Genomic DNA, 22,764 nt, shown 5'->3' on the forward strand with positions numbered 1-22,764 from the left:
TCACCGCGCCACGGGCGGCTCAGCGGATCGAAACGACTGTCAGGAACACGAGTGCGAGGAACTGCAGGCCCCGCATGCCAAGCACAGCCAGCTGTGCCGTGCGCGATCCGGAATAGAGCATTCCCATGCTAACGAAGAACGAGAGGGCGACGAGGTTCTCGAGGAGCAGTATCGCGGCGAACCCGAGCAGTCCGAGCGTGAGCGGCGTTCGGAATTCCAGGTAATTTCGCACCCAGACGCTCCCCAGTACGAGGAGGAGAACGATATTCAGCCCGGAAAGGACGGTCGCAACCGTCATCAATGAGGTCATTTCGGCCATTGTCAATTCGGTGTGTCAGTGTCCATGTGTATCGTGTTGCTACGGTGATCCGTCGTCGTTCGGGCGGTCGGTATCGACGCGATCGGTGATTCGTTCGAACGCGTCGCGGTTCCGTTCGAATCGGTCGGTGAGGAAATACAGTGCGCCGTAGTCTTCGTTTCCCGCTTCGACCACGTCGTGATCGACGAGCATGTCGAGGTGGTGACGGACGGTGTTGTAGTCGAGTTCGAGTTCCTCGGCGATCTGGTTGGCGTTCCGTGGCCGATCGTCGAGCTGGCGGATGATGCGCGTCCGGTTCGGTCCGCCGCGCGTTCCCGCCAGCAAGTACCACAGCGCCTTCTCCATCGCCAGTCCGGTAATCGTACACCGATGTGCGGTAAAGTACTCCCGCCGTCGCGGCCGAGAATCACGGGGCGATCGTTTTCGAGACCCACCCCGTCGCCCCGCTCGGGAACGCCTTCGATCGGTCTTCGGGCTGACGCGCCCCGGTACCGTCGATCGCCCGGACGACGACCTCGTGTTTCCCCTCCTGCTCGAAGACGTATCGCCACTGGCGCCAGACGTCGTCTCCGGGTAACGGCTGCGAGAGTTCGGCATCCGCCCACGTGTCGCCCCCGTCGGTCGACACTTCCACGCGATCGATGCCGCGCGTCCCGGCGTATGCGTGGCCGGCGACCTCGAGACGGCCGTCATCGAGGCGCACGTGGTCCCAGAGTTTGGCGACGGTGTTTACGGGCCCGGTCCCGTGCCATCCCCGCTGTTCCCAGTAGCCGTCCATCTCCTCGTCGAGCAACTCGATTTCGTCGAGCCACTTGACGTTCGTCTCCCCCCAGTGGCCGGGAACGAGGACGCGCACGGGATGGCCGTGGGACCGCGGGAGCGGCTGTCCGTTCATCTCCCAGGCGAGGAACGCGTCCTCGAGCGCGTCGATCGGGAACTGGACGAAGTAGCCGTCTTCGGCCCGGAGCATCGCACAGCCACACGCTCCGTCGGGATCGGCCTCGTCCAGGATCGGCTCGATCGGCGTCCCGGTCCAGACGGCCGTGTCCATCTTCCGGCCGTTCAGATCCTCGCCGACGCACCGCAAGGTCACGTATCGGTGTTCGATCGGCATGTCGGTCAACTCCGCGAACGTGACCGTCACGTCGTTCTCGACGGTTCCGGTGACCGTCATCGACCAGTCGTCGGCCGGCACGCGGGGATCGAACTCCGCGATGTCGACGTTGTAGAACTCGTCGATCGAACTGACGAGTCCGGGCAGGTCGTCGCTGGCGACGTCGAGGGCGTACTCGTCGGCCTGCCGGAGCAATTGTTCCACGGCATCGCTTCGCTCCACGTTCGTACCGTAGCCGGGGTCGGGTTCGGACACCAGGCGACCGAAGACGGCAGAGAGGCCGACGAACGCGAGTACACCTGCCCCGGAGACGAGTACTTGCCGCCGGGAGGGATCGAATCGGTCTGCTGTACGCGAACCGATGCCGATCCCGGAGAACGCGGCCACTGGAACGGCCGCCGCGACGGCGACCAGCGGATCCGTCGTGAGCGCTGCGGTCGTTCCCCAGGCGAGGACGCCCGCGAATCCGACGCCGACGATCGGTCGATCGAGCCATCGTGCGGTCAGGAGACCGATCAGGGCCGCGCCGGCGAGCAACCCGATCGCGATGGCGAACGAAAGCGCGACGTGCAAGAGGTGGGCCTCCTCGCCGACGTTCTGAATCATCCAGGCGACGATCGCTCCCGGCGTCGCGCGAACGACGAGCGCGTCGATGGGCGCGACGACGAACCGTCTCGTATACCCCGTGAACGCAAACGAGCTGGCGACGCCGGTGATTCCGGCCAGGATGGCGAATACTACGTCGCTACGGGACGGGGACGTGTGCATAGTATCCCCATTCGAGGATGTGCGCAAGTGGCTTTTTCAAAGTCCAACCAAATTCCGTTCAGGTTCGACTCAAATCCCCGCCAAATCCAGTCCGAAGGCTTTCGAACGGTCCGCGGAACGGAGGTTCGAACTACGTCGATCAGCGGCGGCACGCGCTTCGCACCGCTCGGCGGTGATCTCGGCGTCGCGTTCGTCGATCCGCGCCTGTAGATCCTCGCTCCAATCCCTCGATGGGGACCCGACGGTCACTCTCCCGTCGATCGACCAAATCTTTGTGGGATAGCCGATCCAACGACCACCCGATGCCGATCACACCGACGCAGGTCGTTCTCGTGGTGGCGGTGCTCGTCGCGCTGGGGTTCGTCTGGTACACGGGGGGTCGGGGGCGCTGGCGATCGCTCGTCGCGGACCGGTTCGTCTACGGGGTCCCGTGGGGGACCGCCGTCACCGTCGCGATCGTCGTCGCGTTCTACGTGCTGGTCCAGAGCAACGTCCGCCACGTGTCCGATCCGGTCACGCTCCCGTTCGTCACGTGGTCGTACTTCTACCCGACCGGACTCCTCACGGCCGGGATCGCTCACGGCTCGCCGGGCCACATCGCCTCGAACATGGCCGGGACGCTCGCGTTCGCGCCGATCGCCGAGTACGCGTGGGGCCACTACCCGCCGTCGACCCGATCGAGGGGCGTGCACGGAACAGGCGCGGACGGCACACGCGCGGAGGGATGGCTCGCCCGCCCGTGGGTTCGGGCCGTCGTCGTGTTCCCGGCCGCGCTCCTCGCCGCCGCGTTCCTGACCGCGGTGTTCGGGCTGGGGCCGGGCCTCGGGTTCTCCGGCGCGGTGTTCGCGATCGCCGGCTTCGCCGTCGTGACCTACCCGATCTCGACGGTCGTCGCCATCGTCGCGGCGAGCGCGCTCCAGACGCTGTACCTGGCGCTTTCCCAGCCGATCGTCCGGGAGACGATCGAGCCCGGCACGCCCGCGCCGCCGGCGTGGGCCGGGATCGGCTTCCAGGCCCACCTGCTCGGCTTCCTGCTGGGCGTCGTCGTCGGGGCCGTCCTGCTGGGCCACCGCGGACGGCGGCCGGCGGCCGAACGCGTGTTCTTCGCGGCGCTGTTGCTCGGCCTCGTCCAGTCGCTCTGGCTGCTCGTCTCGAGCGGCGACGACGTCTACACCCTCTATCGCGGTGCGGGCGTCGTCCTCGTGATCGGCCTGACGCTTCTGCTCACCGTCGCGATCGCGGGACGCGCCCGACCGTTGCCGCGTCCCCTCTCCGTCCTCCCTCGCGCCCCCACGCGGCGCCGGCTCGCGATCGGCTGGCTCGCCGTCCTCACGATCGGGGTGATCGCAGGTATCGTCGCGGGCGTGGTCCGGGACGACGTCCCGCTCGCCCCGGCGGTGGGGGCCTCGCTCGTCGCCGCCGTCGTGCTCGCGCTACCGGCACTCCCGCCGATCGTCCCCGATCGAATCTACGCGGGCCCGGTGACCCGTCGCGGGGCCGCGTTCGCGCTCCTGGTCGGTCTGACCGTTCTCGTCGCGCTCCCGAGCGTGCCGTTCAACCTGCTGGTCGTCGGGAGCGACGCCGTGCCCGGTTCCGGGGGCGTCGCGGTCGGCGGCTACACGGTCACCTACGAGGAGAACGCGACCCCCGGCCAGACCCCGATCGTCGCCCCGGACGACGTGGACGATGACGAGGAACTCCTCGACGTCCAGCAGAGCGGGCTGTTTGTCGTCAACGACAATCGCGAGATCTGGACCGTCGGGGAGCGCGCGGCCGTCATCGCCCACGAGGGCACCGCGTCGGTCGAACTCGGCGGGATCGGCTGGCGAGAGACCGTTCACGCCGAGCGCACCGGCTGGGACGTCGTCGGCAACGACAGCGCCTACGTCGTCGATCTCACGCACGACGGCGAGACGACTCGCTCGTTCGCGTCGGATCCGGTGCGGGCCGCGGCCACGATCGACGGGCACGCGATCGACGTCGCCCCGACCGACGACGCGTTCCTGCTTCGGGTCACGAGCGACGGGGACCTCGTCGGCGAAACCGAGATTCCCGCGGTGAACGGGACGGCGACGGTCGGCGACGTCCAGTTCGCGACCGAGCGCCCGGAGACCGACGACGGCGACGGGAGCGGCGGCGATGACACGGCGGGCAACGACACCGATGGCGACGCGGCCGACGAGCGCGTGCGCGTGTTCGCGTCGATCGACGACACCGAGGTCCTGATCGCCGAGCGGGAGACGTACGCCGACTGATACGGACTGCTGTAGTCAATTACCGCCGATCACCAGGACGGGGTCGGCGATCGGCGGTAAATAGTTACAGCAATCCGTACGAGTCGCCGTCCGACCGACCTGTCCGATCGCCTCGCGTGGTCCCGTCGCCCGCTCCGGCCGACACTGTTAGTACACGGGTTCTTCAGGTGCCGGCCTCGAACACCGACTATGACACGGATCGGAATCGTCGGCGCGGGCGCGGCCGCGGCGGCCGCGACGTACGCCCTCGAGGAGACGATTGACGACGCGTCGGTGACGGTTCTCGAGAAGTCCCGGGGCGTCTGCGGCCGGGCCGCGACGCGACGGCACGACGGCGTCGTCTACGACTACGGCGCGAACTACATCAAGTCCGACGACGATCGGGTGGTCGATCTCCTGACCGAAACGCTCGATACCGATGGACTGGTCGACATCGAAGAACCGATCTGGACGTTCGACCGCGACGGAACCGTTTCGGAGGGCCGGGACGCCGACGAGCACAAGTGGACCTACCGGCGGGGCCTCACCCAGCTCGCCAAGCGGCTGTTCGCCCGGACCGACGCGACCGTCCACCGGGAGACACGGGTAGAACGGCTGATCCGCGAAACCGGCGACGGCACCAGCACTCCGCAGTGGCGACTCGAGGACGACGACGGCGAGTCGTGGGGCCCCTTCGACGTCCTCTGTCTGAACCCGCCGGCACCCCAGACGGCCGATCTGCTCCGATCGGCCGCGTGGGACGCCGACCTGCGCCCGCGACTCGTCGAGGCGATCGAGGCCGTCCCCTACCGGACGGTCTGGACGGGAGTCCTGCACTACCCGTTCGAACTCGAGACGCCCTACTACGCGCTGGTGAACACGGACAAGGCCCACGAGATCGGGTGGATCGCCCGCGAAGAGTGCAAACCCGGCCACGTCCCCGTCGGCGAGTCGGTGCTGATCGTGCAGGCGAACCACGACTGGTCGGTCGATCACTACGACGCCGACCCCGAGTCGAACCTCGACGAACTCGCGGCGATGACCGCCGACGTGCTCGACGACGATCGGCTCGCGAATCCCGACTGGACCGACTACCAGGGGTGGCGGTACGCGCAGCCGGAGGGGCAGGTGCGCGAGGAACCGATTCGCGCGGCCGAGGACGCGAACTGCTACTGTCTCGGCGACTGGGTCGCCGGCGAGCCGCGGGTCCACGCCGCGGTCGGAAACGGACTCAACGTCGCCGAGCGGATCGCGCGCTCGCGGTGAGCGGATACTCGATCGACGGCTCGTTCGATATCCGCGCCCTCATACGGATTGCTGTACCGATGTACCGGCGCAACCGCGATCCGGGCGGCGGTTGCGCCGGAACTGACTTACAGTAAACCGTATCACTCGATCGTCGGCCCGGATCCGATCGGGTAGTCGGTCAGGTTCTCGTAGCCGTCCTCGGTGACGACGATCAGGTCCTCGATGCGGACGCCGCCGACTGCGGGGTCGTAGATCCCGGGTTCGATCGTGATCACGTGACCGGGTTCGAGGTCGCCGCCGGCGGGGGCGACGCTCGGCTGTTCGTGGATGTCCAGGCCGACGCCGTGGCCGGTGCTGTGGATAAAGCCCGTCTCCGTCCCCGGATCGCTCCGCAGGGTCTCGTAGCCGGCGTCCTCGATCACGTCACAGGCCGCGTCGTGGACGTCGGCCCCGGTTACGCCGGGTTCGATCGCGTCGAGGGCGGCCTCGTAGGCCTCCCTCGTGACCTCGTACCGTCGTCGGGCCTCGTCGTCCGGGTCGCCGACGGCGACGGTTCGGGTCATGTCGGCGAAGTACTTCGTCTCCTTGTCCCGCGGGAAGATGTCGATCACGATCAGTTCGTCCGCCTCGAGCGGCCCGCTCCCGCGATCGTGCGGGTCGGCGGCGTCGGCCCCGCAGGCGACGATCGTGTCGTCGAGCGCACAGCCGTGACGGATCAGCGTGATCTCGATCTCCTCTTTGACGCGTTCGCTGGTGAGTGGGTCGCCCTCGTGGACGAGGACGCCGTCCTCGACGTCCGCGGACGCGATGAGGTCCTCTGCAGCCGCCATCGCGGCCTCGTTGGCCCGCTGGGTCGCCCGGATCTGCTCGATCTCCCACTCGGTCTTGGTCGCGCGGACGTCCTCGACGATCCCGTCTGACTCGACCGTGACCGCGAGGCCGCGATCGCGGAGGCCGTCGGCGGTTCCCGTCGGGAACGATCGCGGGACGGCGATCGACTCGGCGTCGCGATCGGCGAGGAATGCGGCCACGCCCCGGATTCGACCCCCGTACTGCCCGTACTCTGCGACCAGGTCCTGGTAGTCGTAGGCCGATCGGCGCGTGACGGTGTCCGCGTCCGCGTCCGAACTGGCGCGGCCGTACTCGAGACCCGAGATCAGCAGGTGGACCCCGCCGTCCGCGGTGACGAGCGTCTGGTAAGCGTCCGGCGCGTCGAAGCCGGAGACGTACCGCTGGTCCGAGTCCGAAGCATCGTCGTCGATGAGATAGCCGTCCAGTCCCTCCTCGTCCAGGTACGAGAGAAGCGGCGAGAGATCGGTCTCCATGTCCGGTGATGTGCGATCGGCCCACATAATTGCCCGGATTCCGGCGGTGGGCGGACACTGCGACGGCCGACCCCGACGGCGCGCACCCCGCGGACCGTCGGGCCTCCGCCCCCGACGTATACTACCACCACCGGTATCGTGATAGGGCGGCCGGACGAGGACCCCGTATGGACGTTACCATCTCCCCGTCCCGTGTTCGCGGACGGGCCCGCGCGCCGCCGTCGAAGAGCTACACCCACCGGGCGATCCTCGCCTCGGGCTACGCCGACAGCGCGATCGTTCACGACGCGCTCTGGAGTGCGGACACGCGAGCGACCGCCCGCGCAGTGACCCTGTTCGGTGGCGATGTCTCGCGATCGGCCGACGGCACCCTCGAAATCTCGGGCTTCGACGGCCGGCCGGACGTCCCCGCGGACGTGATCGACTGCGACAACAGCGGCACGACGATGCGACTGGTCACTGCGGCGGCCGCACTCGCCGACGGTACGTCGGTGCTTACGGGCGACGAGTCGCTCCGATCGCGCCCGCAGGGGCCGCTCCTCGAGGCGATTTCGGATCTCGGCGGCGAGGCGGAAAGCACCCGCGGGAACGGCCAGGCGCCGCTGGTCGTCACCGGACCCGTAGAGGGCGGCACGGTCTCGATCCCCGGCGACGTCTCCTCGCAGTACATCACGGCACTCCTGATGGCAGGCGCGGTCACCGACGAGGGGATCGAGATCGACCTCGAGACGGAACTCAAGTCCGCGCCGTACGTCGATATCACGATCGAGGTGCTCGAGGCCTTCGGCGTCGAGGCCCGCCACACCGACGACGGGTTCGCGGTCCCGGGCGGCCAGCAGTACCGACCCGCCGACGGCGAGTACCACGTCCCCGGTGACTTCTCGTCGATCTCCTACCTCCTCGCGGCGGGCGCGATCGCCGGCGACGGGACGGTCACGATCGAGGGCGCACAGCCGAGCGCGCAGGGCGACACCGCTATCGTCGACGTCGTCGATCGGATGGGCGCCGACGTCGACTGGGATCGCGACGCGGGGACGATCAACGTGTCGGCGGCACCGCTATCGGGGATCGAGGTCTCCGTCGCGGACACGCCGGACCTCCTGCCGACGATCGCGACGCTCGGCGCGGTCGCGGACGGCGACACCCGGATCGTGGACGCCGAACACGTCCGCTACAAGGAGACCGATCGCGTGAGCGCGATGGCGGAGGAACTCGGCTCGATGGGCGTCGAGACGACCGAGGAACACGATTCGCTGACGATCCACGGCGGCGAGTCGACGCTCGAGGGAGCGACCGTCGACGGCCGGGCCGACCACCGGATCGTCATGGCGCTCGCACTGGCCGGCCTCGTTGCCGACGGCGAGACGACGATCGAGGGGGCCGAGCACGTGGACGTCTCCTTCCCCGGCTTTTTCGACGTGCTGTACGACCTGGGCGCGACGGTCGATCGCAACGACTAGACTACTGGTATCCGTCAATTCTCGATCGGACCGGGCCCCGGTCGAACCCTCGAGACCATCGACGCGTCGTCGGCGTGTCGTCGACAGCGATATCTCGGCCGACCCCGCTACCCTGCGAGCGGCGATCGCGATCGATCTTCCAGACGTCCGTGTGGCAGTCTCTCGGTCGGGGCCGAACTCCGTGACCCCCGTCCTGCATCAACGAGTACGGCGAGTTAGTCGCCGATGTATCTCGCCCGTCCGTTAGATTATTTCCACAACGAGTTATTACTGATCGCTGTCGCGTGAAGTATTATCCATGTTGCTAGCTAGGTACTACCATGGCACTCGCAGCTGGTCGACGGTACCTCACGGGGGTGACGATCGAGCAGTGGTTCGGGATCGTGCTGCTGGCGGGCCTGGGCGTATTGCTCCTCGATCTCGCGCGTCGACTCGTCCTCGGTGACCTCCGATTCGGTACGTTCTCGCTGTTCCTCTGGCGCGGTCTCGTCGACGGGTTGATCGTCGCGCTCGCGGCCGCCGGGCTCTCGATGACGTACGCCATTCTCAAGTTCGCAAACTTTTCGCACGGCGATCTCGTCACTACCGGTGCGTTCACCGGCTGGACCGCCGCGTACGTCGTGGGAGGGACCGGAGTCGCCGAGTTCGGGTCGCGAATACTCCTGAACGCCAATCGCGGGACCTCCGCCCGCGAACTCGATATGCACCTGTTCGGGGCACCGATCGCGATCGGCATCGGCTTGCTCGTCGCGGCAGTCGGAACGATTCTCGTGGCGCTGGCGATCGATCGCCTGGTGTACAGGCGGATGCGAAACGCGGGCGGCATACCGCTGTTGATCGCGAGCGTCGGCGTCGCGCTGGCACTGCGATACCTGATCGTGTTCGTGTACGGTGAGCAGACGCGCGGCGTGACGCGGAGTTCGCCGTCGCTCGAACACGGCCTCGTCTTCTGGACCGATTCGTTGCACGTCCATCAGTTCACGCTCGTCGTGATCGGGGTGACACTGATGATCGCGCTCCATCTCCTGTTACAACACACCAAGCTCGGGACGTCGATGCGGGCGATGGCCGACAACCGGGATCTCGCACTGGTCACCGGCATCCCGACCGAGCGAGTGATCCTGATGACCTGGATCATCGGTGCGGGACTGACCGGCATGGCTGGCTATCTGGTCGTCTTAGAGCAGGGGACGCTCAGCTTCAACACGGGATGGTTCCTGCTCCTGTTGATCTTCTCGGCGGTCATCCTCGGTGGAATCGGGTCGGTCTACGGTGCGATAGCCGGCGGATTGATCATCGGACTGGCGACGAACGTCTCGCTGGTGTGGATTCCGGGTGATCTGACCAACGTCGCCGCGTTCACGCTCATGATCCTGATCCTCATCTTTCGGCCGTCCGGGATCTTCGGGGGGGTGGAGACGGCATGACCCGCGATCGCCGCTTCTCGACGGACGGGGGCGACGTCACCGGGAAGGCGGAGGTTCCGGCCGCTTCCGACCCGGACGGACGCCCCCGCTGGCTCCAGGACGTCATCATCATCGGCGAGGCCACGATCACGGTGTACGGCCTCTTCATCGTCCTCGGTCTCGCGGTGGGACTGGACTTCAACGGCATCGTCAGCACCCTCCAGCAGGTCACGCTGCTCGCGGCGTCGTTCGCGCTGGTCGTCCTGGCGCTCAACCTCCACTGGGGGTACACGGGCCTGTTCAACATCGGGGTCGCCGGCTTCATGGCCGTCGGCGCCTACACGATGGCGCTGACGACGGCCGCACCGGACGCCACCTTCCCCGGACTCGGACTGCCGCTGTGGATCGGCATTCCGGCGGGAATCGTGGCCGCCGCACTCGTCGGGTTCGTGGCCGCGCTACCGGCGTTGCGCCTCCGTGCGGACTACTTCGCGATCGTCACCCTGGCGTTCGCGGAGGTGATCCGTCTGCTGTACAACTCGAGCCTGCTCAGGGAGTTCGAACTGTTCGGCACCGAGTTCGGAACCGGCGGCGGACAGGGAATGTCCTTCCCGAACCTGCGGAACACGATTTCCCGGCGGCTCCTGTACGTCGGCGGGGATCCGGAAGCGGGCCCCACCCTCGTCGGACGACCGTTCCTGGCAGTTGGGGACGCACTGGAGCTAAGCACGTCGGTCGTCGAGGGGTGGGCGTACACCGCCGTTCTGGTGGCACTGGTACTCGTCGTCTTCGTCCTCATCACTCGGATCGGAAACTCCCCGTTCGGACGGGTGCTGAAAGCCATCAGGGAGGACGAACTCGCGGCGCGATCGCTCGGCAAGAACACCGATCGCGTGAAGATCAAGGTGTTCATGGTCGGCTGTGCGATCATGGGCCTCGCGGGCATCGTCTGGCAGGGACGTCGGGGCTACATCGATCCGAACCTGTTCCTGCCGATCATCACGTTCTACATCTTCATCGCGCTGATCATCGGCGGGTCCGGGTCGAACACCGGGAGCGTCGTCGGGGCGCTCCTGTTCGCCGGATTGCTCTTCGAGGGGCCGCCGTTCGTGCAACGCATCGTGGACGCGACCTTCGACCTGCCCCGGACCGCGACGCTCTACGACGGGGTGATCGCGCTCGGTGACCTCGATCCGATGCCGCTCCTGGGGTACACGGTGGGTGAACTCCCGAATCTCCGGTTCGTTCTCTTCGGCGTGGTCCTGATCGCGCTGATGATCTACCGGCCGGACGGGATGCTGGGCCACCGGAACGAACCGGCCTCGCCGATCGATCTGACGAAAGAACGGCCACCGAGTGAGCGTGGCTCCTCGACAGCGCAGGGAGGTGAGTCGAATGAGTGACACCGTGGTCGACGAATCGGCGCGTGCGGAGACGGACATCCTCCGCGTGTCGAACCTCGAAAAGCGATTCGGTGGCATCGTCGCGGTCGACGGTGCCAGTTTCGGGATCGAACGAGGTTCGTTGACGGGACTCATCGGCCCGAACGGTGCCGGCAAGTCGACGACATTCAATCTGATCACCGGCGTCCACAGGGCGGATGCCGGACGTGTGATCTTCCAGGGCGAGGACGTGACCGGGCTGGGACCACAGCAACTGGTGGGTCGCGGGCTGGTTCGAACCTTCCAGATCAGCCGGGAACTCAGCGGGATGACGGTGCTCGAGAACATGCTGTTGGCGTTCCAGGGACAACTCGGCGAGTCGCTCTGGCGAACGGTTACCCCCGGCGTTCGGGGGTCGCTCGTCGAGCAGGAGCGAGAACTGCTCGATCGCGTCTGGGAAACGCTCGAGTTGTTCGAGATCGATCACCTGGCCCACGAGGACGCGGCGAACCTCTCCGGCGGCCAGCGAAAACTCCTCGAACTCTCCCGGGCGCTCCTGACCGATCCGGACATGCTGTTGCTCGACGAGCCGATGGCCGGCGTCAACCCGACGCTCGAGAAGAAACTCCTCGATCGCATCCACGAACTGCGGTCGCAGGGGTACACCTTCCTCCTCGTCGAGCACGACATGGACGTCATCATGAACAACTGTGAGACGGTGATCGTCATGCACCAGGGGCAGGTGCTCTCACAGGGCACTCCGGAGGAGATACAGGGGGACGAACGCGTCATCGAGGCCTATCTCGGGGGTGAGGTCTAGTGCTCGTCGTCGACGACCTCGACGCCGGATACGGTGACCTGCAAGTACTCGATGGGGTCGACCTGACGGTCGAGGAGGGAGAGTACGTGGTCATCGTCGGCCCGAACGGCGCGGGGAAGTCCACCGTGATGAAGTCGATTTTCGGACTCACTACCTACTTCGGAGGCCGAATCGAGTTCAGGGAGGAACGGATCGACGGGCGGCGGCCGGAGAACATCATCACCTACGGCATCGGATACGTCCCACAGAACGACAACGTCTTTTCGTCGCTCTCCGTGCGAGAGAACCTCGAGATGGGCGCGTACATCCTCGACGAAGTGCCCCAGGACGCGATGGATGCGGTCTTCGATCGGTTCCCGGTTCTCGCGGAGCGTCAGGACCAGAAAGTCGCCACTATGAGCGGTGGGCAACAGCAGATGGTGGCGATGGGGCGGGCGTTGATGCTGGATCCGGATCTGCTGATGCTCGACGAACCCTCGGCCGGCCTGGCTCCCGATCTCGTCGACGACATCTTCGATCGGATCGACGCGATCAACGACGCTGGGACGGCGGTGTTGATCGTCGAGCAAAACGCCAAGGAGGCGCTTCGCCGGTGCGATCGGGGATACGTCCTGGTCCAGGGAGCCAATCGCTACGAGGACGCCGGGGACGCGCTGCTCGCCGACGAACAGGTCCGACAGGACTTCCTGGGCGGGTAGTTCGCCCGAAAACGCCGGTCGTAGGCCTCGCTACTGTGCCCCTCCCCCAAACTCGATCTGTTCGTCCACGTTGAGTTCGAAGTTCTCGAAATCGAAGATGTCGAACACGGCGGCCTGTGGATCGCCGTTGTCGTCGAACTCGACGGCACTCGAGGCACCTTCGTAGGTGATCTCCTCACCCGCTTCGGCCAGGTCGACCGCCTCGGCGAGGTTCGACGGACCGACCGTCTCCCCGTTCGGGTTCGCGACGGCCCGCATCTCGTCCCGGACGGCGGGTCCATCGTTTTCTCCCGCACGCGCGTTGGCCAGGATCATGACGGCACTCGCGTCGTACGCCTGGGCGTTGAAGACCCCGGGTGCTCTCCCGAACTCGTTTTCGTACAACTCGTCGAACACCTCGACCTCGGGGCCGGCCGCGGCCGGAGCGGTCCCCAGTACGTTGTCCATCGGGTTGTCGACCTGGTCCGGGAGGTCTTCCTCGATCAGGCCGTCGGTGACGATGACGGGCAGTTCGGGGTCGAAGTCCGCGTAGAAGTCCCGGAAGATCTGCACCCCGCTGACGGGGAACGCGATCACCAGAAGGAAGTCGGGGTCGCCCGCGAGCGCGCTCTGGAGTGCCGAGGTGTACGACGGCTGTTCCGGTTCGAACGCCTCGGACGCCGTGATCGTGCCACCGAGTTCCTCGAACGTCTCCTCGAACACGCCAGCGAGTGCCTGTCCGTAGGCGTCGTTCAGGGCGAACGTCGCCGCACTCTCGAAGCCACGGTCATCGAACGCGAGTTCCGCGATGACTTCTCCCTGTAACGCATCGCTCGGCGCGGTCCGGAAGACGAAGTCGTCGTCGTCGATGTCCGTGATGTCCGGACTCGTGCTCGCCGGAGAGGTCATGACGACCTGGTTGGGAACCGCGACCTCCTGGGCGACGGGAATCGTCACGTCGGACGCCGCCGCGCCGGTGAACATCGGGAACCCGGCGTCGACGAGCGACTGTGCGGCACTGATCCCCGTCTCGGAGAGCGTCTGGGTGTCTTCCCGCTGGACCATCACGTCGAACGGACTGCCCTCGTCTGCGAGTTGAATCGCGGGGAGTTCGGCGCCGTCGGCGATCGGTCCCCCGAGTTCTCCCAGGTCACCGGACTCCGGTTGCAGGATCCCCAGCATGATCTCGCGGCCCTGTACGGTGGACCCCCGTCCAGCGACGGGAGAGCCCGTGAGGGATAGTGCTCCCGCCCCGCCGATCCCAGTTAGTACGCTGCGTCTGCTGATTCGCACCATGGTAGTCGTCCAACGTAATAACTGAAATAGGTTTCATTGGTCCGTTCTATCGGGCTGATGTTGGTCATTCCGGTTAATATAATAAATTGCACATTAATGTTCTAATACTACTGTTACTCCCCGCGCGGTTCTCGGGCAGCTGCTGACCGACGTCACTCGATACCAACAATTTACCCGCGTGGAACGGGCACAACGGTATCCAGATCCGACGATAATGATAGTTACCTTCTAGCCGGCCGAACGATTCCAGCGCCACACTCGAATCCGGGCGGTTCGTTCCGGGATGGATTTTCCGCGCTTGCGACGAAGCGCACGGCGGCCGAGAAGGGGGCCTTCGCGGATCGGAAACGCGCCACGTCCCACGCGCTCCCGGTCCGGAGGACGCGCGAATCGGTGTAGCCCACGTCTCAGTTCCTGGCGGCGGGAAGCGTGAACGATACCGTCGTTTCCTCGCCGGGTTCGGAGTCGACCCAGATGGCGCCGCCGTGGCGTTCGACGATCCGGCGACAGAGCGCGAGTCCGATCCCGGTTCCGTCGTGTTCCTCGTGGCCGTGCAGGCGCTGGAACACCTCGAAGATCCGATCGGTTTCGTCGGGGTCGATCCCGATTCCCTCATCGTGGACGGAGACGATCCAGTCGGCCCCATCGGCCCCCGCGGCGGTTCCGGGTTGCTCCGGGACGTCACGCGCCCCGCACTGCTCGGCCGTGATCTCGATCCGCGGCGGATCGTCGCCGCTGTACTCGATCGCGTTCGAGAGCAGGTTCTGGAACACCTGCCGGAGCTGACCGCCGTCGCCGTGGACCGCGGGCAACGACTCGCTCGTGATCTCGGCGTCGGTCTCCTCGATCCGTAACTGGAGGTCGGTCCGAACGTCGTCGACGACGTCGTCGAGGTCGATCGTCTCGAACGGGTCGCCGCGCGTCTCGACGCGGGAGTACTCGAGCAGGCCGTCGATCATCTCGCGCATCCGCCGGGCGCCGTCGACGGCGAACTCGAGGAATTCCTCGCCGTCCTCGTCGAGCGCGTCCCCGTACCGCCGCTCGATCAACTGGAGGTAGCTCGTGACCATCCGGAGCGGTTCCTGGAGGTCGTGGCTGGCGGCGTAGGCGAACTGCTCGAGGCGCTCGTTCGACGCCTCGAGTTGTCGGCGGTACTCGTTGCGTTCGGTGACGTCCTGCACGACGAGCATCCCCCGGTGGTCCTCGCCGGCGGGCTCGATCGGGAGCGTGTGCGCGAGGAGTTCGCGGCCGCGGTATGTCACCTCGAAGGAGCGTTCCTCGCCGTCGAGGGCGGCCCTGAAATGGGGCTCGATCTCCGCAGACAGGTCGTCCGGATACCGCTCCGCGATCGATTGGCCGATCAGGTCGTCCCGGTCGACCCCGAACTCGTCGACGAGTTGGCCACCTGCCGCGGTAAAGCGCAGGTCATCGTCGAACAGCGCGACCACGCCGTTCGGGAAGTTCTCCGCGAGCGTGCGGTAGCGCTGCTCGCTGGCCTCGAGTTTCCGCTGGCGTTCCTTGCGCTCGGTGACGTCCCGAACGACGCCGAGGCGTTCGTGTTTACCGTCGGCGCCCGAAACCCGCGTGACCGTCGCCTCGATCGGGACGCGGTCTCCACGTCTCGTCTCGATGTCCGTCTCGATCGTCGACACACCCGCGTCGGTCGCGGCGGTTCTGGCCTCGCCCATTACCGTCTCGTCGACGACGAGCGAAGCGTGACTGCCGAGCAGTTCGTCGCGATCGTAGCCGGTGAGTTCGGTGTAGGCCCGATTGACGGTGGAGAACCGGCCCTCGGCGTCGAGGGCGTAGATGCCGTCGTCCATGGTCTCGACCACCGTCTCGTAGGTCGCCAGTTCGCGTTCGCGCTCCTTGCGCTCGGTGACGTCCTGCGCCGTCGCCATGCCGGAGACGACGCGGCCGTCGTCGTCCCTGATTGGGACCGCCTTGACGCGCCACTCGCGATCGGCGTACTCGATCTCGGCCGTGCGTTTCTCGCCGTCGAGCGCCGCGCCGAACGTGGCTTCGAGGGCCGACGCCGTGTCGTCGGGAAAGACGTCTCGCGGACGGTTCCCCTCCAGGTCGGCACCGGAAACCGGCAGGTTCGCGAAGCCTTGTCCGTCGGCGAGCGTGTACTCGAGATCCTCGTCGTACATGACGACCACGCCGCCGGGATAGGACTCGGCCAGCGTCCGGTAGCGCCGTTCGCTCACCTCGAGTCGACGGACGCGCTCCTTGCGCTCGGTGATATCCCGGAAGTACACCGAGAGGCCGGTCTCGGAGGGATACGCCTGGATCTCCATCCAGATGTCGAGCGACTCGGAGTAGCGCTCCCACGAGACGGGTTCCTGCGTCTCCATCGCCTCGTGGTACCGATCGAAGAGGTCCGGACTGGCGTCGGGAAACAGCTCCCAGATGTTCGACCCGAGCAACGCCGCTCGCGAGTAGTCCAGCAGTTCCTCGGCCTGCTCGTTGACGTGCGTGAACCGCCACTCCTCGTCGAGCGCGTAGAACGCGTCCGAGACCCGTCCCAGTACCTCGCCGAGTTCGCTCTCCAGTTCCCGCTTGCGCCGTTCGAGTTGGCGTTCGTGTTCCTTGAGGCGGGTGATGTCGTCGGCCGTCGTGACGACGCGGTCGACCGCGCCGTCGTCGTCCAGGACGGGGGCCGCGTTCACCGAGACCCAGATCCGATCGCCCGACGGACCCTCGATCGCGAGTTCAGCGTCCGTCACGGGGTCGCCGGTGACCCGGACGCGTGCCGCTGGCGTCTCCGCCGGATCGAGGACCGTGCCGTCGGCGGTGGAGACGCGCCAGTCGCTCTCCCGGTTCGAGCCGTCAGTGCTCCCCCACCGTGTGAGGCCTGGAACGTCCTCGGCACGCCGGTTCGCCAGCACGGTCTCCCCGTCGGCGTCGTGGACCGCGATCGCGATCGGTGCCGTCTGGAGCAGTCGTTCGGTCTGCGTTCGCTCGCGCTCGAGCTGGCGTTCGTGCTGGACGCGATCGAACGCGGCCCCGAGACTCGACGCGGCGATCTTCGCGAGCGTCAGGTCGTTTTCGTCGAACGCGCCTTCCTGCGTGGAGCCGGCGATGACGACCCCGTGGTCCCCGACCGGGAGGACGATTTCGCCCCTGATCGGCGTCTCCTGATCGTAGGCGTCCGCGGCGGTCCTGATGTCGTCGTAGATCGCCGGCTCGCCGGACTCGTAGACGCGCCAGGCGACCCCCTCGCCCTCGAACGTCGGCAGATCGTCGAACGTGGCCGCCGCGCGATCGGTCCAGGCGGCCGGTTCGAGCGCATTCCCCGCGTCGTCGGCGAGAAACACGCCGTTGATCTCCAGTTCGAGAACGTCGGCGAGCGCGCGACACGCCCGATCGGCGATCCCCTCGCGGGACTCGCCCGCGAACCACTCGCGAACGGCCGCGTTCAGGTCCCGCAACTGGGCCGCGTGTCGATGCCGCTCGGTGACGTCGTAGTAGAGTTCGATCCGACCGCCGGCGTACGGTCCCGAGTCGATCGGCTTGCTCAGGTGTTCGAGCCAGCGTTCCTCGCGGTCCTCGCCGGGCGTGACGTGACACTCGAAGCGTTCGACGTAGCTGTTGTCGTCGTAGGTCGCCGTCACCGTCTCCGCGAAGCGCTCGCCGTCGTCGATCCGGGTTCGAATGGTCTCTTCGATCAGGTCGCGTTTGTCGCGTCCGACGGCACCGGCCCGATCGAGGCCGAAGTACGCCTCGGTCGTCTCGTTGATCCACGCGACCTCGAACGTCTCGTCGAGGATGAAGACGCCGACCTCCGCCTCGTCGAGGACGGACCGGACGGAGCCGTCGCCCGGGGGACGGGTCGGGTCTGAGTCGGGGCCAGAGGCGGGACTGTCGACTCGTGGGGCGTCGGCGTCTCGCAGCCCATCGCTGCGTTCCCGGACGATTCCGGCCGTTCCGCGTCGTTCCCCGTCGATCGTGAGCAGGCTGCAACGGACTGTACACGGGACGGTCGTCTCACCATCGGTCCGGAACGCGAGATCACGTTCGACGACGCGGTCCGCGTCGGTCTCTCCGACCTGCTCCAGTCGCCGATCGATCTCTGCGAGGTCCCGGGCGTCGAACAGGATCGAGGCGTGCTCCCCGAGGAGAGCCGATCGATCGTACCCGGTCATGTCGACGAGTCGATCGTCGACCGCGACGATCGCGTCGTCGGCGTCGAGGTGGTAGACGCCCCCGTCGATCGCGTCGGCTAACGTCCCGTGCCACTGGAGCCCCAGCCCATCGGCTCCCTCCGACTGGACCGTCAGCCCCGAGTCGGTGACCCGCTTGCTCATGAACCCAGAGTGGCCATTGCGCCGGATAAACCCTCGGCCGCAGCCTCACGGCCGTTGACGCGTTCGGCGGATCACCGGCGACGCCGATCGCGGTCACCGCGGTCCGTCGCCAAAACTGGACAGTTGCGTCGCGGCCGTCGATACGAACGGTCACTACGGTGCCATTTTTGACCGTGGGGGCCCACGAGTACGGCATGCGAACCGATCTCGAGTCCCGCCTTCGCGATCGGCTGACCGAGGCCGGCTACCTGTTCCCCGACTACGGCGGCTACTGCTTCGCGAGCGTTCCCGGCACCGTCCGATCGGTTCTCGGCGACGACGGCGGTCAGCCGCTTCCGGCCGACGTGCTCGCGGGCCTCGACGACGAGTACGATCGCGTCCTCGTGGTGCTGGTCGACGGGTTCGGACTCGCGTTCTGGAAGCGCCATCGCGGGCAAGCACTGGTCGATCGACTCGCGGACCGGGGTACCGTCACCCCGCTCACGTCGGTCTACCCCTCCGAGACGGCGGCAGCGCTGACGACGGTTCACACCGGTCGGCTCCCGGCGAGCCACGGCCTCCTCGGGTGGGACGTGTACGACCCGGTCGACGACGCGTCGTACGAGGCATTCACCGGGACCGTCAAGGCCGGCGACGAGTCTGTCGCACACGACCTCCAGGACGTCTTCGAGGGTGACCCGATCTACCCCTCCCTCGAGAGGGTGGGAATCGACTGCCGCCACGTCGTCCCGTTCCCCGAGACCTACGACGGGGCGACCTGCCACTCCTACGGCCCCGACGAGAGCCTGGACGGGTTCGAACCGACGCTCCAGGAGGCGTTCGACGCCGCCGACGATCCCGCCTACCTGTTCGCCTACCTGCCCCAGATCGACACGGCCGCCCACGGGTACGGGACCGACTCCGACGAGTACCGGGCCACCGTCGACGACGTGTTCGAGACGATCGATCGCGCGCTCGCGGGCCTCGACGCCGACGCGGCGGGCGACACGCTCGTCGTCCTGACCGCGGATCACGGCCACGTCGACACCGACGCCGATCGGAACGTCGACCTCGAGACGATCGACGGGGTAGTCGCGGCCCTCGATCGCCACGGGAACGGCGACCCGGTCCGGTACGCCGGCAGTCCGCGGAACGTCCACCTCCACCTGCGGGACGGGCGCGTCGACGACGTCCGTTCGATCCTCGACGATCGACTCGACGCCCGCGTCTTCACGCAGGAGGACGTGGTCGATCGCGACCTCTTCGGCGGCGGGCCGCGGAGCGAGACGTTCGAGCGGCGACTCGGCGACCTCGTGGTCGTCCACCGCGACTCGGGCGTCTGGTACGGCAGCGATCAGTCCAAACTCGACCTGATCGGGATGCACGGCGGTCTCCACCCCGACGAGATGCTCGTCCCGTTCGCGGCGATCGATCTCGAAGCCCTGCTGGCCCGGCGGTAGATACTCACTCGGTTTTCGGTGCTACCGCGAACGGCGGAACACCACGTCCCGCACCGGTCACGCTGTTTGCTCCGAGAGATCCGTACCGGTCGCTTCGATCGCTACGGATGTGTATAACCCGATGACAGATCAAAATGGGTAAAGAGCCTTCAGATCAGTGTACCAATACGCCGTATGAACCGCCGTCGCTTCCTCCGGCGATTTACAGCCGGGGGCGCCCTCCTCACAGCCGGATGCACCGCCATTGGAGAAGCTCCGGGTCCGTTCAACTTCGGCATCGTTAACCGCCGAGAACGGCCGTATCACGTCGAGTACACTCTCTGGGACGACGCCGACGAGGTCGTGATCGACGGCTCCGTCGATATCGCGCCCAGACCTCCCGATGAAGGGGAGTACACCGTACTGGACTTCGAGGATCTCGTTCGAGTCACCAATGGTGACGAGATCGGCGCTCGAATACGGGTTGCCGGCGAAACGTTCGAAGACACCTACGAAGTGACGTGCAACCGGAGCGAGAACGCCGAAAACAACTGGTTCTTCCAGATCCGCCACCCCGACGCACCCACGACGAGCGAGACGGGAATGGAGTTCGACGGAAGTCGATGCTAACTGTCGTCGTTCGATCGTAGTTACTGGGGCCGGGGGAGCGTTACGCGGGCCGGGAGCCGCTGTTCCGACGTGTCGTCGCAGTCATCGCTCGTCACGGCGCCGTCGCCGGCGGCGCCCGATCTTGCGTCAATCCTGCAGTGATAAGTGTCCGCGTCCCCGAGAGGGCCGTAATGAACGGCAATCGCTTCGGTCGTCTCTTCCAGGTGACCACCTTCGGTGAGAGCCACGGAGAGGCGATGGGCTGTACCGTCTCCGGCTGCCCGGCCGGTCTCGAACTGTCCGAAGACGACATCCAGGCGGATCTCGATCGGCGCAAACCCGGCCAGTCGATGATCACCACCTCTCGCGGCGAACCCGACGCCGTCTCGATCAAGTCCGGCATCCAGGACGGCTACACGACCGGGACGCCGATCGGGCTGGTCATCCAGAACAAGGACGCCCGATCGGGCAAGTACGAACCCTTCATCACCGCACCGCGGCCGTCTCACGGCGACTTTACCTACTCCGCGAAGTTCGGGACGCGAAACTGGGGCGGCGGCGGTCGCTCCTCGGCGCGCGAGACGGTCAACTGGGTCGCCGCGGGCGCGATCGCGAAGAAACTCCTCGAACGCGAGGGGGTCGAACTGAAGGCCCACGTCAACCAGATCGGGGATATCGAGGCCCCCGAGGTGGGTTTCGACGAGATGCTCGAACACAGCGAGGAGAACGACGTCCGCTGTGCCCACCCCGAAACGGCCGAGCGGATGCAGGAACGCATCGAGGAGTACCAGGAGGAGGGTGACTCGATCGGCGGGTCGATCTACTTCGAGGCCCGGGGCGTCCCGGTCGGCCTCGGCGCGCCACGCTTCGACTCGCTCTCGGCACGCCTCGGTCAGGCCATGATGGCGGTTCCGGCGACGACCGCGTTCGAGTTCGGCCTCGGAACCGAGGCGGCCGAGTGGACCGGCAAAGATCGGAACGACGACTGGGAATTCGACGAGGACGGGAATCCGACGCCCGTCGAGAACGACCACGGCGGCATCCAGGGCGGGATCAGTTCGGGGGAGCCGATCTACGGCGAAGTGACGCTCCACGCGCCCACGTCGATCCCGAAGAGCCAGCAGACGGCCGACTGGGAGACCGGCGAGATCAAAGCGGAGCAGGTCATCGGCCGCCACGACCCGGTGCTCCCGCCACGTGGGGTGCCCGTCGTCGAGGCGATGCTCGCCCTGACGCTCGTCGACTTCATGCTCCTGTCGGGCCGCATCAACCCCGATCGGGTCGACGATCGGCCCGGGAAGTTCGACACGGACTACCACCCGAGCAACCCGCGGAACGAGTAGCGGTTCGCTCCGAACGAGATAGGTATTTGACCTGTCGACCGGTAGTTCGCGTATGGACTGGTCCCCCGATCGCCGCCTCCAGTGGCGGATGCTCCTCGCCCTCGCTCTGACGCTCGTCGGCTACGTCGCCCTCTTCGGCGTCGTCGTCACGCTGTTCTCCGATCACGTCGCGACCGGGTTCGGCCTCGTGGTGCTCGTCGTGCTGGCCGCGAGCGTCACGCAGGCCGATCGGATCGCCTACCTGGCCACGAGGGCGATCGCCATCGATCGCGACCGGCACCCGGAACTCCACGAGACGGTGGAGCGACTGGCCCGACAGGTCGACCTGCCGGTCCCGCCGGTCGCCGTGATCCCGAGCGACGAACCGAACGCCCTCTCGGCGGGGACGGGCGATCGGACGGTCGTGTGCGTGACGACCGGCCTCCTGAAGACGCTCTCCGAGGACGAACTGGAGGCGGTCCTCGCGCACGAACTGGCCCACCTGAAAAACGCCGACTCGGCGGTCATGACGGTCGCCGGCTTCCCGATGGCCGTCTCCGCGGCGGTGCTCTCGCTGGCCGGCAGATCCGTCTCGGCCGCGTCGTTCGTTCTGGGGTGGCCGCTGGTGCTCGGAATCTACCTGCTGTTCGTCGGGCTGCCGATCTACCTCGTGAGCCTCCCCGGCATCGCCGTGCTCTCGCGATACCGCGAGTTCGCCGCCGACAGGGGAGCGGTCGCGATCACCGGCGATCCGTACGCCCTGGCCAGTGCGCTCGCAACCCTTCACGGATCGACCCCGCCGGAGACCGATCTCCGGCGCGTTGCCGGATTCAACGCCTTCTGCATCGTCCCGGCGTCGACGATCCTCCCGCAGTGGGCCACCCACCCGCCGACGCACGAACGAATCAGGCGGCTCCGGGTACTCTTCCAGCGATCGGAGGCGTGACGCGTGCGGTCGCCACCTCGATCGGACGCGAGTTCGCAGGTACTCGTCCGTGGTCGGCGATCCAGTGATCGCGAATTTCGTTCTTTCGAACCCGAATTCGGTCGGGTACA

General features: G+C 66.8%; 17 protein-coding genes. 10 read left to right on the forward strand and 7 right to left on the reverse strand.

Features of this window, described 5'->3' with window-relative positions:
* Positions 1 to 19 precede the first annotated feature (19 nt).
* From MUN73_RS14285 to MUN73_RS14295, 3 genes are all read right to left on the reverse strand, one after another.
* Complete coding sequence (locus MUN73_RS14285; protein ID WP_250141166.1) at positions 20 to 298, reverse strand: DUF8036 family membrane protein; 279 nt, start codon at positions 296 to 298, stop codon at positions 20 to 22.
* Between the two features lie 60 nt (positions 299 to 358).
* Entirely contained in the window at positions 359 to 664 is a 306-nt protein-coding gene (locus MUN73_RS14290) for a winged helix-turn-helix domain-containing protein (RefSeq protein ID WP_250141167.1), read from the reverse strand.
* A gap of 61 nt (positions 665 to 725) precedes the next feature.
* Positions 726 to 2,201: a molybdopterin-dependent oxidoreductase gene (locus MUN73_RS14295; RefSeq protein ID WP_250141168.1), complete on the reverse strand. Its 1,476-nt coding sequence runs from the start codon at positions 2,199 to 2,201 to the stop codon at positions 726 to 728.
* A 302-nt stretch (positions 2,202 to 2,503) separates the two neighbouring features.
* Between MUN73_RS14295 and MUN73_RS14300 the strand changes: the two genes are divergently transcribed.
* Positions 2,504 to 4,456 carry a rhomboid family intramembrane serine protease gene (locus MUN73_RS14300; protein WP_250141169.1) on the forward strand — a complete coding sequence of 651 codons (1,953 nt, stop codon included), beginning with the start codon at positions 2,504 to 2,506 and terminating at the stop codon, positions 4,454 to 4,456.
* A 189-nt stretch (positions 4,457 to 4,645) separates the two neighbouring features.
* The gene (locus MUN73_RS14305) at positions 4,646 to 5,701 is read left to right on the forward strand and encodes an NAD(P)/FAD-dependent oxidoreductase (protein ID WP_250141170.1); all 1,056 of its coding nucleotides are present in this window, start codon (positions 4,646 to 4,648) and stop codon (positions 5,699 to 5,701) included.
* A gap of 122 nt (positions 5,702 to 5,823) precedes the next feature.
* On the opposite strand, the gene MUN73_RS14310 is transcribed toward MUN73_RS14305, so the two are convergent.
* Positions 5,824 to 7,008 (reverse strand): M24 family metallopeptidase, encoded by a 1,185-nt coding sequence (locus tag MUN73_RS14310; protein WP_250141171.1) that lies wholly within the window; start codon positions 7,006 to 7,008, stop codon positions 5,824 to 5,826.
* Between the two features lie 167 nt (positions 7,009 to 7,175).
* Here MUN73_RS14310 and aroA point away from each other — a divergent pair, with 167 nt between their 5' ends.
* The 5 genes from aroA to MUN73_RS14335 all read left to right on the forward strand — a co-directional run bounded on the left by aroA (position 7,176) and on the right by MUN73_RS14335 (position 12,774).
* Entirely contained in the window at positions 7,176 to 8,468 is a 1,293-nt protein-coding gene (gene aroA / locus MUN73_RS14315) for a 3-phosphoshikimate 1-carboxyvinyltransferase (RefSeq protein WP_250141172.1), read from the forward strand.
* Positions 8,469 to 8,788: 320 nt separating this feature from the next.
* A complete protein-coding gene (locus MUN73_RS14320; RefSeq protein WP_250141173.1) occupies positions 8,789 to 9,895 on the forward strand; it encodes a branched-chain amino acid ABC transporter permease in 1,107 nt (368 codons plus the stop codon).
* Positions 9,892 to 11,277: a branched-chain amino acid ABC transporter permease gene (locus MUN73_RS14325; RefSeq protein WP_250141174.1), complete on the forward strand. Its 1,386-nt coding sequence runs from the start codon at positions 9,892 to 9,894 to the stop codon at positions 11,275 to 11,277. The genes MUN73_RS14320 and MUN73_RS14325 overlap by 4 nt, the downstream gene beginning before the upstream one ends.
* Positions 11,270 to 12,076, forward strand: a complete 807-nt coding sequence (locus MUN73_RS14330) for an ABC transporter ATP-binding protein (protein WP_250141175.1) — start codon at positions 11,270 to 11,272, stop codon at positions 12,074 to 12,076. Before MUN73_RS14325 ends, MUN73_RS14330 begins: the two co-directional genes overlap by 8 nt.
* Positions 12,076 to 12,774, forward strand: coding sequence for an ABC transporter ATP-binding protein (locus tag MUN73_RS14335; RefSeq protein ID WP_250141176.1), 699 nt, complete (start codon positions 12,076 to 12,078; stop codon positions 12,772 to 12,774). The genes MUN73_RS14330 and MUN73_RS14335 overlap by 1 nt, the downstream gene beginning before the upstream one ends.
* A 30-nt stretch (positions 12,775 to 12,804) precedes the next feature.
* On the opposite strand, the gene MUN73_RS14340 is transcribed toward MUN73_RS14335, so the two are convergent.
* A complete protein-coding gene (locus MUN73_RS14340) occupies positions 12,805 to 14,049 on the reverse strand; it encodes an ABC transporter substrate-binding protein (protein WP_250141177.1) in 1,245 nt (414 codons plus the stop codon).
* A gap of 407 nt (positions 14,050 to 14,456) precedes the next feature.
* Positions 14,457 to 18,359, reverse strand: coding sequence for a PAS domain S-box protein (locus MUN73_RS14345; protein ID WP_250141178.1), 3,903 nt, complete (start codon positions 18,357 to 18,359; stop codon positions 14,457 to 14,459).
* A gap of 194 nt (positions 18,360 to 18,553) precedes the next feature.
* Here MUN73_RS14345 and MUN73_RS14350 point away from each other — a divergent pair, with 194 nt between their 5' ends.
* Positions 18,554 to 19,798, forward strand: coding sequence for an alkaline phosphatase family protein (locus MUN73_RS14350; protein WP_250141179.1), 1,245 nt, complete (start codon positions 18,554 to 18,556; stop codon positions 19,796 to 19,798).
* A 129-nt stretch (positions 19,799 to 19,927) separates the two neighbouring features.
* On the opposite strand, the gene MUN73_RS14355 is transcribed toward MUN73_RS14350, so the two are convergent.
* Entirely contained in the window at positions 19,928 to 20,350 is a 423-nt protein-coding gene (locus tag MUN73_RS14355; RefSeq protein WP_250141180.1) for a hypothetical protein, read from the reverse strand.
* Positions 20,351 to 20,577: 227 nt separating this feature from the next.
* On the opposite strand from MUN73_RS14355, the gene aroC reads away from it, so the two are divergent.
* Both aroC and MUN73_RS14365 read left to right on the forward strand, forming a co-directional pair.
* Complete coding sequence (aroC, locus tag MUN73_RS14360; RefSeq protein ID WP_250141181.1) at positions 20,578 to 21,729, forward strand: chorismate synthase; 1,152 nt, start codon at positions 20,578 to 20,580, stop codon at positions 21,727 to 21,729.
* Between the two features lie 52 nt (positions 21,730 to 21,781).
* Entirely contained in the window at positions 21,782 to 22,654 is an 873-nt protein-coding gene (locus MUN73_RS14365) for a M48 family metalloprotease (protein ID WP_250141182.1), read from the forward strand.
* Positions 22,655 to 22,764 lie beyond the last annotated feature (110 nt).

The sequence above is a fragment of the Halosolutus amylolyticus genome, assembly GCF_023566055.1.
Classification (GTDB): Archaea; Halobacteriota; Halobacteria; order Halobacteriales; family Natrialbaceae; genus Halosolutus; species Halosolutus amylolyticus.

Bases quoted from the DNA above. Each gene is read 5' to 3' on its own strand.
- MUN73_RS14285 (WP_250141166.1), bottom strand. From the start codon at position 298: ATGACGGTTGCGACCGTCCTTTCCGGGCTGAATATCGTTCTCCTCCTC.
- MUN73_RS14290 (WP_250141167.1), bottom strand. From the start codon at position 664: ATGGAGAAGGCGCTGTGGTACTTGCTGGCGGGAACGCGCGGCGGACCG.
- MUN73_RS14295 (WP_250141168.1), bottom strand. From the start codon at position 2,201: ATGCACACGTCCCCGTCCCGTAGCGACGTAGTATTCGCCATCCTGGCC.
- MUN73_RS14300 (WP_250141169.1), top strand. From the start codon at position 2,504: ATGCCGATCACACCGACGCAGGTCGTTCTCGTGGTGGCGGTGCTCGTC.
- MUN73_RS14305 (WP_250141170.1), top strand. From the start codon at position 4,646: ATGACACGGATCGGAATCGTCGGCGCGGGCGCGGCCGCGGCGGCCGCG.
- MUN73_RS14310 (WP_250141171.1), bottom strand. From the start codon at position 7,008: ATGGAGACCGATCTCTCGCCGCTTCTCTCGTACCTGGACGAGGAGGGA.
- aroA (WP_250141172.1), top strand. From the start codon at position 7,176: ATGGACGTTACCATCTCCCCGTCCCGTGTTCGCGGACGGGCCCGCGCG.
- MUN73_RS14320 (WP_250141173.1), top strand. From the start codon at position 8,789: ATGGCACTCGCAGCTGGTCGACGGTACCTCACGGGGGTGACGATCGAG.
- MUN73_RS14325 (WP_250141174.1), top strand. From the start codon at position 9,892: ATGACCCGCGATCGCCGCTTCTCGACGGACGGGGGCGACGTCACCGGG.
- MUN73_RS14330 (WP_250141175.1), top strand. From the start codon at position 11,270: ATGAGTGACACCGTGGTCGACGAATCGGCGCGTGCGGAGACGGACATC.
- MUN73_RS14340 (WP_250141177.1), bottom strand. From the start codon at position 14,049: ATGGTGCGAATCAGCAGACGCAGCGTACTAACTGGGATCGGCGGGGCG.
- MUN73_RS14345 (WP_250141178.1), bottom strand. From the start codon at position 18,359: ATGAGCAAGCGGGTCACCGACTCGGGGCTGACGGTCCAGTCGGAGGGA.
- MUN73_RS14350 (WP_250141179.1), top strand. From the start codon at position 18,554: ATGCGAACCGATCTCGAGTCCCGCCTTCGCGATCGGCTGACCGAGGCC.
- aroC (WP_250141181.1), top strand. From the start codon at position 20,578: ATGAACGGCAATCGCTTCGGTCGTCTCTTCCAGGTGACCACCTTCGGT.
- MUN73_RS14365 (WP_250141182.1), top strand. From the start codon at position 21,782: ATGGACTGGTCCCCCGATCGCCGCCTCCAGTGGCGGATGCTCCTCGCC.